This is a genomic window from Bacillus sp. GMa5/1, assembly GCF_050172015.1.
GTDB classification, from domain to species: Bacteria; Bacillota; Bacilli; order Bacillales; family Bacillaceae_G; genus Bacillus_A; species Bacillus_A cereus.
In genome coordinates, this window is record NZ_JBNLYC010000032.1 from 1 (window position 1) to 15,813 (window position 15,813).

Below are 15,813 nucleotides of genomic sequence, written 5' to 3' on the forward strand. Positions count from 1 at the left end.
TAATTCCAATAACAAGGAAATTATACCATTTATTAATGTTTTAGTCTATCTTTTCTGAAAATTAAATAAATAAAATTCTTGTATTCCCTCAATATTCAGATAAACATAATAACTTTTTTACGTTTCATCTTCAAAGTCAATAATGACTCCTGTTAGAACCGCTACATTACCAATCGATTGGATCCCGTGACCAATAAAATCCACCTTAAATTCTTCCTACTTTAATTTATGTAATGATATAATAACACTAAATTTTCAACACGTGCTTAATAGATTGGGGACTTATAATGGATAAACCTCTCACTGCATTACAAACTATTATTATACATATGAATACAACTGAGCATTGGCATGATTTTATTTGTTACTGTCAGCATCGCGAAGCGGGACTTCGAAAATTAGCTTTTAAACATTTAGAGACATTTATTACAAATGCAAAGAAATGGGAATCAAAAGATCAAGAAGAGTTTGCCATTTCGCTGTTTACTATTTTAGATGTATTAAACGAAAAAGATGAGGTCTTAACTTTCTCACTAAATAGTTTTCTAATTGACATTCTATATAGATGGACAGAAAACAACCCATTTGATTCAAGACCTTTTAGATGGATAGGAATTTATATGGACTCTAGCAATAAAGAAGACGATTTAGAAAAATCCCTTCGAAAAGCGATTGAATTAGGTGGTGATACCGAACAAGAAGCCATGATATACCTAGTTTCTAATTACATCAATACTTTAGAATTTGGTACACATGAATTCCCTTCAGGTTATTGCGGAGATTTAAGTGAATGTATAGAAAAACTTCCCTATATGCTTCAATTAATTGATAGAATTCAGAATAAGGACATAAAGGAGCAAAACATTGGGCAAATACAAGAACAACTACACCTTATTCTAGATTGGTTAAAACATACACAAATTCCAGTAGATGCCGTTCGTGTACGGGAAAAAGAACAAACTAAGGAATTAGAAAAGGTCATTGTATATTATTTACACAACAGCTCAAGTCGTTAATTCATCGTGTACAGAGATAATAAAGTTGTTTAAAAAACGCCAATCATGTTATTCAACAATCGGGCTATATAACGGAATAAATCCTTGTAAAAATTAAAAATATTTGAAATAATCGTCATTAAGTTGAAGTAGAGCGATTGCAGAAAAAGGTGATACGACTTTTTCTTACTTAATAATTGCACGATAGTTAAAAAATTCAACTAATTATATTCCGAAAGGGTGTGTGTAGTATCTTATCAACTAATGTTTTTACTTATAAATCTAAGGATGGAAAAACAATAATAATTAGAGAAGCTAAAGAACGGGATGCAGAAAGAATACTAGATTCTGCTTCAAAAGCTTTAATAAACGCTCCATACATGCTAAGTACGGTTGAGGATGTAAAAAAGGTGCGTATCGATGCTATTCAAAAAACGTTAAAAGCTTATCATGAAAATCCAAATTATGTACAGTTTATTGCTGAAGTTGATGGTAAGTTAGTCGGTGCAATAGATTTTAAGAACGGAAACAAAGAAAAAATTAGTCATCAAGGGGCTTTTGCGATGACCATACTACCCGAATATCGAAATTATGGTATTGGAAGAGCTCTTCTAGAAACGTTAATCAATTGGGCTAAAAATAACAGTAAGATTGAAAAAGTTTGTCTTGAGGTAATGGAAGATAATCTAGGTGCAATCCAGTTATATAAGAATCTAGGCTTCTTTGAAGAGGGTAGAAAAGCAAAGGGTGTAAAATTGGATGGTAGCTATCAAGATTTAATATTAATGGCTTTATTCGTTTAAAATTGAACATTAATTTCAATATAAAAAGAGGGTCTTCATAGTCATCTCCCTGTTAAGTAGACAGTAATAGAAACCCTCTTTTTATATTTATCCCACATTAGCTTGCAGTAAAACTCCCCACTGATTATAGTTTCACTTTATTTTAATCCTTTAATTAAAGGTGACGCTTCCCCACTATGGAAAATCCATAGGTCATGAAGTGATCTCGTACATCCAACATATAGTAACTTTGCATCATGTTTTGTGTCTTTGTAATGTTCTTCATCCACATCAATTAAAAGCACCGCATCAAATTCTAAACCTTTCGCTAAATAGACAGGTACTACTGATATACCACCTTCATATTTACTTTGGTTTGCTTCAATTACGTTTACCGTTAATCCTGCATTTGTTAATTCCACATATATATCACGGCATTCATCTTCTATTCTTCCGATTACCGCAATTGTTTTCACATCTGCATTTTGCAAATGTTTTACCGTCTTCACAATTTCAGTAAATTGATTTTCCGCATGAATTACTTTCACATCTTCTCCACTGCGGAAGACTGGTGTTGCGAGTCCTACTGGGATTTCTGCATTTTTAATTATTTCATTTGCAAATTCAATAATTTCTTTTGTAGAACGATAACTTCTTGTCAATTCATAATAACCGGTTTCTTGGAATACTTCCTTAAAAGCATTCCAATCTTCAATTCCTTGGTAATCATAAATCGCTTGCGATAAATCACCTAATATAGTGAAAGAATTACCTAATGTAATTTCTTTTAATACATAAACTTGGAAAGGCGAAAAATCTTGCGCTTCATCAATAACAACGTGATGAAACTTCTGCCCGATTTCAATCCCTGTTATACGATGATGTATGTATATTAAAGCTGGTAAATCTTCTACATACACTTCTTTTTTACGACAACTCTTTTCTGTTTCTTTAACAAGTTCTTCAGGTAATACCTCGAGTATTTCTTTACTTTTTACTATTGAACTATACAGTGAAAGAGCACTCATTTTCGGCCAAAACTTCATATATGCGTTCAGTCTCTTAGTCGCTTCTTTTTTAAGTAATTTTTTCTCGTTTGTTTCCCCGAATTTTTTAAGTTCAATTTCAATCCAGCGCTTCATTCGTCCTACTAATCGTTCTCTTCTTTTCTGTAAAGGATAATGTTTATATTCAACTTGCATCCATTTTTTAATATCTTCTACTGGAATAATCGCTCTATCCCACGCCTCAAAATCTTTTGTCGGAACTAACTCATTTTCAAATTGGATCATTCTCTCTTCAATAAACGTCTTAAATTCCAACGTACCCTTTAATTTACCTAGCATTATCTTCTTTTCATCACGATTAATTGAAAATGCTTCTTTCAATTTTTCTTCTGTCTGCTTTAGTTTCACTGAATCATCTAACGTACGTAATGCCCAATCCGGAAACGTTGTTTGACTAATATTCCCTACACCTAATTCAGGAAGTACACTCGAAATGTAGTCTAAAAACAGACTATTCGGCGCAAATACGATCATTCTTTCTGCTTCTAGTTGTTCACGATATTCATAAATTAAAAAAGCAAGGCGATGTAAAGCAATTGTTGTCTTTCCGCTCCCTGCAACCCCTTGAATAAGTAATGGTAAATTTCTTTCCGCTCGAATAATATCATTTTGTTCCGATTGAATCGTTGAAACAATATCCTTTAGCTTATTATCTTTATTCTCACCTAATCGATATAGAAGAAAATCATCGGCATGCGATACATCTTCATTTCCTTTTACATATGTATCAACAACACGTTCAAGTTCTCTTTTTCGAATGGAAATGTTTCGTTTTAAATACACATCACCTTCTACTAACCCATCTGGTGATTGATAAAATGCTAATTCTTCTCCACCGGTAAATGAATAAAACATACTTGCGACAGGCGCCCGCCAATCAATAATGATTGGCTTCATCGTGTCCACATCCGAAACCCCTACTTTTCCGATATAAATCGGCATAACTTCTTCTTTTCCATCTTCCTGAAAATCTAACCTTCCAAAGTACGGCTCTTGCACACCAATACGTAAGTTTTGTCTATTAGACTCCCTCATACTTTCAAGAATTTGCTCTTTAAAATCTTCTCCATAATAAACCGGGGTTTTTTCAAGCTTATCCAATTGCTCATCCATCGTATGTAAAGTATCCTTCATTTTTTGTAACTCATCTTCAAATATGTTGCTCATTTCGACGATTCCCTCCTGTCCGTTCTAATTTTTCAGTCGAAGTATCATTGTATTAAAAACCCAATCATAAAGTCAATAGTTTCCGTTTAAATTTTCCGAAAAAACTTACTTTTCATCTTTCTAATTTAAAAAGAATATGCAACATCTAAATCACACAAATACACATATAGTATAGTGATGCATACAAAAGATACTACTTTCTATTTGTCTCCTATTTAATTTATCTATTAACAAATATTGTAAAAATTAAAGACTTTAATCAATGGGCGTTTTACTGCCCACAAATAGTAGGATAAATAAAAGTAAAGGAGGCTCTTCGAATGAATATTTTTAATATTTTGAATCCATCTCAAGATTAAATATGCTTTTATCTGGCTGTATCCTTATGGTTTGTTGGTCAATTATGTATGTTGAAATATATAGACTTACAAAATCCGTCTGGCCATGTGTTATCATGCATGCGATCGAGGATGCTGTTTCTACTGTTTTAGTTACAATAACAGGGATTATTACTCTTACAAACAGTAGTGATTTTTGGTTAAATCCTACTAGCGGGGTCGCTGCTACTGTTTTATTTCTCGGAATTGGAATCGTACTAAGAACTATAAGAATAGAAAGAGAACGACAATTATTCACACAATAAAAAGCAGATAATGAATTCGTCATTATCTGCTTTCCAATTTTTAAAACTACCTTATTATATTTTTTGATACATAAGCCAGTCACCAGAGTCTATCACTTTCTTTAACATCTTTTTATTCTGAGCGATATACACATATGCCTCAATTTCCCTATCAGCAACATATACTGTTTGCGTGATTCGATCATATAAATCAGTCTCCGCATTACCTGTATATTCTTCTAGTTCATCTAACTTACACAATATCTCATCATTTACTACATAAACTTCTCCATACACCTGTTCTTCAATCGAATAAGTCATGGCCGGATATCCTTCATTCGTATCAAATAATTTTCCATATGTCCAAGCTCTGTCTGCGATGCATGTTGCACCTTGCATATAATGAGCATTCGTTTGTCCTCTTCTTAATGTGCCATAAACGAACACATGATACATAAATTCTTATCCCCTTTATATGTCTCTACTTTCTTATTTGTAAATAAGCACGAATCATAAAGTAACTCACTTCATTCGGAAGCTGTTCTTTAATAGATTTCAGCCCACCCTCTGCATTTTGAACGGCAGTTTCAATAAGAGATTCATACTCTGCTGGAACAAAGCTTTGCCAATCTACTTCCATTCCATCCTCATAGCAGCGAATTAAATGGTTTTCAATTGTTTGTCTTGATAAGTTACGTTCTTTTGCAATCTCATTCAAATCAATACCTTGTTTATACATTTCATATGTTTCTAAATGAGAATTTGCGGATGCTTTTCCTGACTTTTTACGCTCTGAAACTACTTCTGTCTTAATCGTTTCAGCATAATTTGGATTTTCCTCAATAAAATGCTGAACTGCTTGTAAGAAGTGCGAGCCATATTTCACAAGTTTGTGTTCTCCGATACCTTTTACCGTCAACAATTCAGAATCATTTTGCGGCATTTTCACACACATATCTTTTAATGTTTGGTCAGAGAAAATAACGAACGGAGGTACACCTTCTCCTTGTGCAATTTCTTTACGTACTTCACGAAGCACTTCAAATAAAGGATGGTCTTGAACAATTTGTCTTGTCTCTACTCGTTCTTTTCGTAAAACATTCTCTTTACCAAGTAATACTTCTTTCCCTTTTTCAGTTACTTTTAACGTCGGATAAGTGCCATGTTCAACTGCAATTAACTCGTCTGAAATTAAAAACTCAATAAACTCACTGACCTCTTTTACACTACGGTTCGATAAAAGCCCATACGTTGGTAAAGTATGAAAATTAAATTCAATAACTTTCTTATTCTTCGACCCAGTTAATACTTGCGCTATCATTTGCTTTCCAAAGCGTTGGTTCGTTCTAATCATGCATGATAAAACCATTTGTGATTCTCTTGTCACATCGATGCTCTCGCGATTGTCTGTACAATTACCACAGCGTCCACAATCTTCTTTCGGTTCTTCTCCAAAGTATTGCAAAATGAATGATTGTAAACATTGTTCTGTATGACAGTAATCGGTCATATTTTGCAATTTTTCAAGTTCATTTGAAAAACGTGATTCTCCAGTTGATTGATCAATTAAAAAACGCTGTACTTGTACATCTTGAGAAGAATATAACAATATACATGTACTATCTAATCCGTCACGACCAGCACGTCCTGCTTCTTGATAGTAACTTTCCATATTTTTTGGAAGCTGATAATGAATTACGTAACGAATATTCGATTTATCAATACCCATCCCGAATGCAGATGTTGCTACCATTACACTTACTTCATCTCGTAAAAAGAGTTCTTGTTGCTCATTTCGATCACTATCACTCATACCAGCATGATATTTTGATACAGAAACACCTGCCTTCATCAAATCTTCATATAACTGATCGACTACTTTTCTAGTAGCTGCATATATAATCCCGGATTCCTTTTGATTTTGACGAATATAATCCGCCAAATATGCATTTCGATCTTGCCCTTTAATGACAGAAAACGATAAGTTCTCACGCTCAAACGTTGTCATAATTGTATTTTCTTGATTAATTTCAAGTGTGTTACAAATATCATCACGTACTTGCGGTGTTGCTGTTGCTGTTAATGCTAATACGAGCGGCTTTTCTGGAAGATAATCTAATATGCGATGTATATGTAAATAACTTGGACGGAAATCATGTCCCCACTGTGAAATACAGTGTGCTTCATCAATCGCAATCATAGGGATTTTCATATCAATAAGTTGATCAACAAACTCCATCGAATCAAGACGCTCAGGCGCCACATAAAGTAACTTGTAATGTCCTTGTTTCGCTAATTGAATTCGCTGATTTGCTTCTGCAATAGATATAGAACTATTAATATATGTAGCTGAAATGCCATTCTGTACCAATGTATCTACTTGATCCTTCATAAGTGATATTAGAGGCGATATAACCAACGTCGTTCCTTCAAATACTAATGCCGGAATTTGATAACAAATCGACTTACCGCCACCCGTTGGCATAATACAAACCGTATCTTTCCCATCTAGTACATTTTTAATTGTTTCATCTTGTCCTCTTCGAAACGAAGAATAACCAAAGTAGGACGCTAAAAGTTCTTGTGCTTTAGTAAACAAAAAAGAGTCACCCGCTTTTCTTTATCTTTCATCTACTTCTATTATATCAATCACTTATGCGACTTGAAAGGGATGATTAGATGCTTATTGTTTTTTCATTATTCTATGTTTCTTCACTTATTTAATATGAATTAGCATCATTATTTTATATGTTTTACAACATTTATAACGTAAATCCAGTACACAAGAAGAAAGAGTTTCAATTTAAATGTTCATTTTATTTCCCTTTCTTGAATACTACTAATCGTATACATATAAATTCAGGAGGTTACTATATGAAACATCGTAATATGAGTTCCATCAAGGCAAAAACGAAAACACAAAAACTCCAATTCTCTAATAATGATGCGCGGAAATATGAATCATACTATAAGTACCAGCCATTATTCTCTTATAAAAAGCTTTTTAATTTTCTTTCTCAACTTTTTAGACGTTAATATATGTGCAAAAAATATATCATTCACAGAATTTTTCTCAATATTAAATGTATAGACTTACTACAATTCAGTTGTTACCATATATAATAATCTGTTGGATAAACCCCTTAAGTTGACCTGCTTATATTAGCAGGTCTTTTTCATGATTACATACTTCTGTGTACCTCGATCTCACTTCCAAGTCTTTTCTCCATTTTATAACCATATTTAGATCCCAACAATTAATGATAATCATAAATTGTTGGGATTTAAATTGTTCACATATAATTATGCAATTCTTCTTTCTCAATACACAAAACACATTTTACTTGTTACTATAAAAGTACTCCAGATGAGTTTTTTGCTCATCGACATTATCTAGTTATTGGGGCCTGCCGCGGGAAGCAGGTCCCTTTGACTGTATGAAGGTCCCAATTTCATTTGGACACATTTACCAGGTTTTTTCAAAAGAATTTTATGATAACATTACGTAGTCGAGTCCGACATCTCGGCAATACCCTTTTGAGGGTCTGCAACTTCCCTTACAGACCCTCTTTTACTTTATATTCAATTTATTCATATATACCACAACACCATTCATTGAATTTCTCCATTTCAAATTCCCTAAAAATAATCTAGGACACGTAACTAAAAATAAATCTTCATCATACTTTGAGTTATACATGTTCAAAGGAGTGTTACTATTTATGTATTCTTATTGGCAATCGTATTACTCCCCCTACCATAACCCTTATGTAAACTATGATTTATCCGTACGGAACTACCGAATTAGTAAAAATGAGAATTTTTTAAAAGGGTATATGCGTTCTTTATGGGAACAACACGTCGCTTGGACGAGATTGGCTATTATAAGTATAGTATTTAATTTACCAGATGTTAATGTTACTGTTGGACGACTTCTACAAAACGCAACACATATGGGACTATCACTTGAACCATTTTACGGTGAGGATGCAGTGAAAAAATATAGTGCATTAATTAAAGATCACTTAGTAATTGCAGCGGATCTTGTTAAAGCCGCAAAAGCTGGTAATCAAAATGCAGCGGCCGCTATAGAGAAAAAATGGTACGCTAATGGTGACGCAATTATTGAATTCCTTAACAGAATCAACCCATATATAGATAAAGAAGAATTTAGAAAAATGTTTTATGAACATTTAGCACTAACGAAAGCAGAAGCACTTGCCTTCCTAAATAAAGATTATGAAGCAGGAGTAAAACTTTACGATAAAATTGAAAAAGAAGCATTAGAAATGGCTGACATGATAACAAACGCAATCGTAAAACAATTCCCGCAAGTATTTCAATAAAGTGAAACTTTAATCAGTGAGGGGTTTGTTCATCCCCCACTGATTATCAGCTCTCACCAATCGGCTTATTTAGTTTTCTCTCCATGATATTTCACCTCTCCTCTTTACATTTAGCTTATATCGATATATTTTATTAATATCCGTTTTTTATAGGAGGAAATAGTTTGATTAACGCGATTGGTCTCGTTTTTATACTTACAAATAAACACGAGAAAAAAAAGAAAGTTTACTTAAATGAAAAATTTGCACTAATAGATATTATTGATTCTAAAGAAGTATTTGATGATGAAGGGAATCCTTTAGTAGAACTAACATGTAAATACAGTATATATTTAGATGAAAAATATTACTGTAAATCTCTCGATGATTATACCGGACAAGTCTTTCCTTTCTTAAGTGCAAAAATAGGAAAAGGTCTTCTAAGAAACTTAAACTATTACTTTTCTTACGTTGATGCCTATGATAAGAAACCACCAGTTAAAGAAATAAGACCACTTATGAAACAAGTAACTAACAGATAGCCAAAAATACCAAAAAAAGAAAGCATCTAACCCTGGATGTTTTCTTTTTTATTAAAAACTCATTAACTTTCATCCTCTTCTAAAAGTATGTATCCAAGCATATTTTAAATTAAAAACATTGGAGGATTAGAGTGAATGAAATACTCAGAAACAATTATAAGCAAACGACTTCGAATACTTAAAATGACGGGTATGTTTTTCATGCTAGTGTTAATAGCATGGATTGGCTATACAAAATTACTTTATGAAAACGGCTTTCTTCAAGAAAAAAAGAATTCAGTAGAAGTAATGAACACTAGCATTACAGGAGAAATAGAGCAGCTTTTTCATATAAACTTGCAAGGTTATCGAAAAACAAGCCTTGATGCTGTTATAGAAGCCAGTAAAACCGATCCAAGTGAACTATCCTTAATTGAACTAGTCAACAAATCCTGCTCGCGAGATTGCATAGGTGAACCAGTTACATATGTAAACTCAAACAATGGATATATCTTTTATAAGGAATCTAATGGAACTAATGTAGCTATAACGGTTAAAAAGAAAGACAAATGGGTAATTGTAAAGAAATCTGTTCAAGATGGAATATAATCACCCAAAAAAAGAGTACACATCGTACTCTTTTTTATTATTAATACCCTTCCTCTTCATGCCTACAATGGCATTTCGCTTTTGTTTTACAATGACATTTTTCACACTCACACTTCGGTTTCTCTTTGCAACAACACTCGTGAAAATCATTGCGCTTACATCTACATCTCCCAAACATTAAATCATCCCAAAATTTATTACAATCTTGAAAATGTCCACAATGACAAGTATTTCTCATAAATATGCTTCCTCCTTGATAGAATTCATCATATTCTATGTTTGAAAGTATACAAAGGCTTGTTTATTAGTCTATTTTCTCCATATTATAAGTAGAGTTAAAAGATTAAATAAAAATAAAAACCGTCACATGACGGCTCTTATTTTTGCAAACTACTCTTTTGTATAAAAATATTTAATTCCTTTCATATCTAACCAAGCAGTTGCTTTGTCCAGTTCGTTCCCTTGACGATAATCTGTTTCGAAATACACAAGCCCTTGGTTATCTCCACGAGATATTATTTTAGAAGTATATCCAAGCTTATCCATCATTTGAATCATGTCAGAAATTAAATTTACACCAAATTCATAAGTAACTACTTTGCTATATTTATTCACTATAATTCCAACCCCTTCTTGTTTTTTTATCGGCTCAACAATTTGATTTGTAAACCAAGCTAACGGCTTATTTCCAATCAGCTTATTTAAATCACACTTGCCGATACCAGCCACATTGCCTGTCTCTGTGTATTGCCAAATATCACATGGATACGCCGGTTTGTTACCACCATAACGAGGAATCCATACAAAATCACAATTGACATTTTCCATTCCAAATGGAGCATACATATGATGAGCAATATATAAACCGACTTTCTTAGCTCCTAATCTGCGTAATTCATCAATAAAAGCTTGTGCACCCGCTCTCATATCGTTCATTGTTCTTACTTCTACGTCAGCTACCCAAACTGTTGCATTTTTATCACCACGGTTCCAAAAGTCTCTTGCTTCTATCCGTGCATCCTCTACTGAAACGAAACGACAGAACGCATAATTACCAAACGGAATATGCCTTGCTTTCATTGCTTGTACATAATTTTTATATAAAGGATCTACATAGTTTGAACCATCTTGCACACGTGCAATTACGAAATCTAATTGTGGTGCTGCGATATCCCAGTTAATGTCGCCATTCCATTTCGAAATATCTACAATATAACCCATTATTTAACATCTCCTTTTTCATTATTATATTCAAAGCTTGTTTTTTTGTTATTATCAACTAATAAATAGTATGAGAGGTATTATATTATTGGGTAATAATTTAAAATTCGGCTTATGTATTGAGAAAACAAAATATTATTACGGGTTTAATAAGTAAAGATTTACAAAACTCTAAACTATATAAAGTGAAACGATAATTAGTAGGAGGCTACGAGCAGTGTAATTCCCACCTAATTTCTTAGCTTCATCCGAATTTTGAGGTAAGAATTTTACTTCCCGCAAATAGCTTGATAAATAAAACCACCTTTCTGACAGGTGGTTTTGTGTACTAATTTACATATAAATTGTCCATATTTTTATAGTTACTTAATATACTTGTTAACTAAAAATAAGACAATTTTTAGTTTTTAATCAAACCAATTTTCGTTTTATCTGACGTACTCATAGTACCATTTACGTGCATCTAACCAAGCTGTAAATTTATCGATATTCCCGGACGGATAGCCATTCGTTATAGCATAACCAATGCCATCTTTTTGAACGACAATTTGTCCATCAATACCCGCATCAACCATAGCTTGAGCCAAATCTTGTAAATTACTAAATGCTACACCACCAGTTTTTACTTTGAGCAAATCCGCTGCACCTCCTCCAGTTTGTCCTGTAAGAGCAAATACAATAGAATTAGCGATTTTATCAACATTCCATTTTGCCATGTCGGATTCATTATCAATAAACCCTAATTCAATAAGAATAGCCGGTGCCTTCGTTCCATTTAATACCGCTAAATCTGTACGTTGTTTCGCACCTCGATCACGCCATCCAATATCTTTTGCTAGTTGAGCTGAGATTTTAGCCGCCAAATCTTTCTGATCATAATATAAAACCTCAACACCCTGTCCATTTCCATCACTTGCATTAAGATGAAAAGAAATAACTAAATCCACAGCATGGGAATTGCTATTCCGAATGATATTATTTAAATTTTGTGATTGAGTTGCCCCTACCTCGTCCGTATCGTCATAAACCGTGTGTCCTAGGGCTCTTAACTTAGCCGCCACGGCATCTTTAACTTGCCTATCTAGAACGTGTTCTTTCCGATTCCCGAAATTAGCACCTTGAACAATACTATTGTGTCCTCCGTGCAAACTATATCTAGCCATTATTCATCAACATCTCCTTTCTTAATATCTTATTCAAAACTTGTCTTATTGCTATTCCCACTTACAATCTTAACTGTGCCCATACGTCCTATATTTTCTAAAAGTGATGCAATTTGTTTTCGATATAAAAAAGCTATCGCTTCATAAATCGAATGATTTATTCTCTAAATTACTTTTACATGAATGACGACACGAACAAAAAAGCATCACCCTTTCGGCAATGCCTAAAAACTCTATTTTACTTTTCAGCTCCCTAAATAAATAGAGTTTAAAATCACTGAAACTACACCTATATTTCCTCCCTTTCCTTCACAGCTTCTTTCAACCTCTGCAACATATACCCAATTCCCTTACACCCCTCTAGCGGATATGTAATCATTTCTTCTGGATATAACTTTGTCACTACTTTTTTATGCTTCTTCCCTGCTAGTAAGACGATTTCGTCAAACTGTAGTAAACTTTTATCTACCATCTGTTTTTGTAATTGCTCTATACTTATTACCTCATCGCTTTTTGAATCAAATGCAAGATCATAGTTTTCTAATACAATATCACTTGGTCTTAAAAATCCATGTTTCGCTGATAATATAACCCAGTTTTCGAAAAACATAGTTGCGTACGCCTGACATGCTTTTCCGAACGGACTAATATATACATCTTTTGCTTCCATCGGTCCGTAGTCTGAATGTTTATCCCAAATTTTCTTTTTTCCGCATGGAATTATACATAGCCTTTTCATATATATTTCTACTCCCTTTACTTTGGTAAATAAAATTCGTTATTTTGTACATTTTTTTCTCGAGATACTATATAATAATTCTGAAAGTTAAAATTACACATTTTACCATATGCGTACTATAGATTACTCTCATTGCAAATATTATAATACCATAAAAAATTTTTCATTTTTTCTTCAAAATAATGAAACTAAATTATAATGCAAGTATGTATTAATAAAACAATAAAGGAGGTTCATAAAAATGAAAAATATTATTCCTGCACTATTAGTCTATTTTATCGTTTGCGTTATTTCCGTTATCATCCCAGCATCTGAAGGCTATAATTATGTCGGCTGGAAGTTATTTGTTGGGCAAGTGTATGCGATACCTATTTTCTTCATTACTACGATAATCACATTTTATATAAACAAGAAAAAATCTTACGAATAAACGATTATAAGGATAGCTAACGCTATCCTTATTTTAATTCGTTAATCAAAACTTTATATCCTTTCTTCTAAAAAGTTAAACGCAACATCTGTATTTCAGCGTTTAAACGCAGTTCCTCCGAAATCCAGCTCTCTAATTTTGAAACAGATGCAATATTTTTTCAAAAAGCCCCTGTAATTTACTTTTCAATACTTCCATACCATTAAGCATACACAATGCGACTGTTTAAAAGTTAAAAATTTCTGCTTATTATAAATAAAAAAGGACAAATAGCCAATCTGACTACTTGTCCTTACTGTTCATCTGTACGCAATACGATTAAGCTTGGAATGCTTCTGTTAATACTGGTACGATTTGTTTTTTACGAGATACAACACCTTTTAAAGTAGCTGTATTGTTTTCTAGTGATACGTTGTATGCTTTCTCAACAACGTTTGCTGCTTTACCGATCGCAAGACCGACAGAATCGTTAGTTAAGATATCAGTTACAACGAATAAGAATAGGTCTAAACCTTTTTCTTCTACTACTGCAGAAATTACTTTTTCAAGTTCCGCTTGGTGTACAAGAACGTCGTTTGTATCAACAGCGTTTACTTGTGCGATTTCAACTTTCGCATTACCCATTTGGAATTCTTTAGCATCAAGAGAGATTAATTGCTCCATTGTTTTTCCGCTTAAGTCAGCACCAGCTTTTAACATTTCTAAGCCGTAGTTATCTGCATCTACACCAGCGATTTCCGCTAATTCACGAGCAGCTGCTACATCTTGTTCTGTGCAAGTTGGAGATTTGAATAGTAAAGAATCTGAAATGATTGCAGATAACATTAAACCTGCAACTTCTTTACGAATTGTTACGCCATTTTCTTTGTACATTTTGTTTAAGATTGTAGCTGTACAGCCAACTGGCTCACAACGATAGTATATAGGATCGCTTGTTTCAAAGTTAGCAATACGGTGATGGTCAATAACTTCTAACACACGAACTGATTCGATATCGTTAGCACTTTGTTGACGCTCGTTATGGTCAACTAAAATAACGTTGTCCACTTCGCTTGCTACTGTCTCAACAAAACGCGGTCCTTCTACTTTAAAATAGTCTAACGCAAATTGAGTTTCACCGCTGATTTCACCTAAACGTACAGGCTCAGCATTCATTCCTAATTCTTTTTTCAATTCTGCATAAGCAATTGCAGAACAAATTGCATCTGTATCTGGGTTTTTATGCCCGAAAACTAGTACTTTTTCCATGTTTTCCACCTCTTCATGAAAAGGATATCTTAAAGAAGCAAATATGACAATATTTAAAGCATATTTTTTTATAAATAATTGCACTTTCTTCTATATTTTTCATCATTTTCATAAAAAAAATCATCTAAAATGAATTAGATGATCGAAATGTATGTTTCAATTAAAATAGTGTAGGAGCTTGCACTACATTGTTAAAAGTAAAATTTGAGGATAAGCCATTATTCAAAAGGTTTACATCTATAACTTGATAAAACGCATTTCCAGTGTCTGCAATTTCCCAAACAGCTAAAATAAGATGGTATCCACTACGGTCAGTTGGTACATTTGCTTCGTGCGTTACTGTTGTCCCTGGTCTAGCTCCACCGTCATTTTTTACATAGAATGGCACTAAATCTAAATCTGATCGCGTCAAAGGTTTATTTGGATTCCAACCTTTTTTCGTAATATAATATTTCCACTCTTTCGTACTATGAGGAGCCGTTAGTTTCCACTTGAATGTATTCGTCCCGCCATTTAACGTAACTTTCTTCCACCTATCTACAGTTTGAACATCTAAAGCGGGAAAATGACCAGCCCCTGCAATTTGTCCATCAGAAGGTCCTAGTTGTGGAAATCCACCTATCCCTTCTACACTTTGTGGTTCATATTGAATTGGTCCACAATTTACATTTACACCTTGCTTACATAAATAAGATCGGCTCGCTGGTGATTCTACATATCCATGAGCTGAAGCCTTTTCTGAAAACCCAAATGTTAATAATCCCGTAAGTAATACGCCACCACTTAAAATAACTTTCTTCATCTTTTGTAAACTATTCTTTTTCATTCTTTCATCCCCTTCCCATAATAAAGCGAAAATAACTATAGTCGGCTAGTCATCTTCTCTACATTTATTATAAGACGAGAATCATTACTAAAAGAACC

General features: G+C 33.4%; 15 protein-coding genes and 1 pseudogene. 7 read left to right on the forward strand and 9 right to left on the reverse strand.

All coding sequences use genetic code 11. From position 1 onward, the window contains the following. Window positions 1-287 precede the first annotated feature (287 nt). Both ACQGSG_RS10495 and ACQGSG_RS10500 read left to right on the forward strand, forming a co-directional pair. Window positions 288-1,016 (forward strand): hypothetical protein, encoded by a 729-nt coding sequence (locus ACQGSG_RS10495; protein WP_325842862.1) that lies wholly within the window; start codon window positions 288-290, stop codon window positions 1,014-1,016. A 221-nt stretch (window positions 1,017-1,237) separates the two neighbouring features. Continuing rightward, on the forward strand, window positions 1,238-1,798 hold the full coding sequence (locus tag ACQGSG_RS10500) for a GNAT family N-acetyltransferase (protein WP_000337114.1): 561 nt from the start codon (window positions 1,238-1,240) through the stop codon (window positions 1,796-1,798). Between the two features lie 137 nt (window positions 1,799-1,935). Here ACQGSG_RS10500 and ACQGSG_RS10505 read toward each other — a convergent pair whose 3' ends face one another. Further along, entirely contained in the window at window positions 1,936-4,011 is a 2,076-nt protein-coding gene (locus ACQGSG_RS10505) for a UvrD-helicase domain-containing protein (RefSeq protein ID WP_325842863.1), read from the reverse strand. A 334-nt stretch (window positions 4,012-4,345) separates the two neighbouring features. Between ACQGSG_RS10505 and ACQGSG_RS10510 the strand changes: the two are divergent. Beyond that, window positions 4,346-4,654 (forward strand): annotated as a pseudogene (locus ACQGSG_RS10510) (CPBP family intramembrane glutamate endopeptidase); the annotation flags it as partial. Window positions 4,655-4,708: 54 nt separating this feature from the next. Here the strand turns inward: ACQGSG_RS10510 and ACQGSG_RS10515 are convergent. Together ACQGSG_RS10515 and recQ are read right to left on the reverse strand one after the other, a co-directional pair. Then, the gene (locus tag ACQGSG_RS10515; protein WP_000274915.1) at window positions 4,709-5,089 is read right to left on the reverse strand and encodes a gamma-glutamylcyclotransferase family protein; all 381 of its coding nucleotides are present in this window, start codon (window positions 5,087-5,089) and stop codon (window positions 4,709-4,711) included. Window positions 5,090-5,114: 25 nt separating this feature from the next. Beyond that, entirely contained in the window at window positions 5,115-7,232 is a 2,118-nt protein-coding gene (gene recQ / locus ACQGSG_RS10520; protein WP_000494270.1) for a DNA helicase RecQ, read from the reverse strand. 1,123 nt (window positions 7,233-8,355) lie between these two features. On the opposite strand from recQ, the gene ACQGSG_RS10525 reads away from it, so the two are divergent. The 3 genes from ACQGSG_RS10525 (at window position 8,356) to ACQGSG_RS10535 (ending at window position 10,088) form a co-directional block, all read left to right on the forward strand. Beyond that, window positions 8,356-8,979: a hypothetical protein gene (locus ACQGSG_RS10525; RefSeq protein ID WP_000287725.1), complete on the forward strand. Its 624-nt coding sequence runs from the start codon at window positions 8,356-8,358 to the stop codon at window positions 8,977-8,979. A gap of 164 nt (window positions 8,980-9,143) precedes the next feature. Continuing rightward, window positions 9,144-9,500 (forward strand): hypothetical protein, encoded by a 357-nt coding sequence (locus ACQGSG_RS10530; RefSeq protein WP_000606231.1) that lies wholly within the window; start codon window positions 9,144-9,146, stop codon window positions 9,498-9,500. A 135-nt stretch (window positions 9,501-9,635) separates the two neighbouring features. After that, window positions 9,636-10,088, forward strand: coding sequence for a hypothetical protein (locus ACQGSG_RS10535; RefSeq protein WP_000877571.1), 453 nt, complete (start codon window positions 9,636-9,638; stop codon window positions 10,086-10,088). On the opposite strand, the gene ACQGSG_RS10540 is transcribed toward ACQGSG_RS10535, so the two are convergent. The 4 genes from ACQGSG_RS10540 to ACQGSG_RS10555 all read right to left on the reverse strand — a co-directional run bounded on the left by ACQGSG_RS10540 (window position 10,089) and on the right by ACQGSG_RS10555 (window position 13,211). Then, window positions 10,089-10,262 (reverse strand): hypothetical protein, encoded by a 174-nt coding sequence (locus ACQGSG_RS10540; protein WP_325842864.1) that lies wholly within the window; start codon window positions 10,260-10,262, stop codon window positions 10,089-10,091. Window positions 10,263-10,478: 216 nt separating this feature from the next. After that, window positions 10,479-11,309: a GH25 family lysozyme gene (locus tag ACQGSG_RS10545; protein WP_061666080.1), complete on the reverse strand. Its 831-nt coding sequence runs from the start codon at window positions 11,307-11,309 to the stop codon at window positions 10,479-10,481. 428 nt (window positions 11,310-11,737) lie between these two features. Next, window positions 11,738-12,472 carry an N-acetylmuramoyl-L-alanine amidase gene (locus ACQGSG_RS10550; protein ID WP_000135278.1) on the reverse strand — a complete coding sequence of 245 codons (735 nt, stop codon included), beginning with the start codon at window positions 12,470-12,472 and terminating at the stop codon, window positions 11,738-11,740. 289 nt (window positions 12,473-12,761) lie between these two features. Further along, on the reverse strand, window positions 12,762-13,211 hold the full coding sequence (locus tag ACQGSG_RS10555; protein ID WP_000824873.1) for a DUF6884 domain-containing protein: 450 nt from the start codon (window positions 13,209-13,211) through the stop codon (window positions 12,762-12,764). A 241-nt stretch (window positions 13,212-13,452) separates the two neighbouring features. On the opposite strand from ACQGSG_RS10555, the gene ACQGSG_RS10560 reads away from it, so the two are divergent. After that, entirely contained in the window at window positions 13,453-13,641 is a 189-nt protein-coding gene (locus tag ACQGSG_RS10560; protein WP_000789486.1) for a DUF4017 family protein, read from the forward strand. 318 nt (window positions 13,642-13,959) lie between these two features. On the opposite strand, the gene ppaC is transcribed toward ACQGSG_RS10560, so the two are convergent. Together ppaC and ACQGSG_RS10570 are read right to left on the reverse strand one after the other, a co-directional pair. Continuing rightward, window positions 13,960-14,889 (reverse strand): manganese-dependent inorganic pyrophosphatase, encoded by a 930-nt coding sequence (gene ppaC / locus ACQGSG_RS10565; RefSeq protein WP_000416865.1) that lies wholly within the window; start codon window positions 14,887-14,889, stop codon window positions 13,960-13,962. A 160-nt stretch (window positions 14,890-15,049) separates the two neighbouring features. After that, window positions 15,050-15,715 carry a lytic polysaccharide monooxygenase gene (locus ACQGSG_RS10570; protein WP_000742281.1) on the reverse strand — a complete coding sequence of 222 codons (666 nt, stop codon included), beginning with the start codon at window positions 15,713-15,715 and terminating at the stop codon, window positions 15,050-15,052. Between the last annotated feature and the right edge of the window lie 98 nt (window positions 15,716-15,813).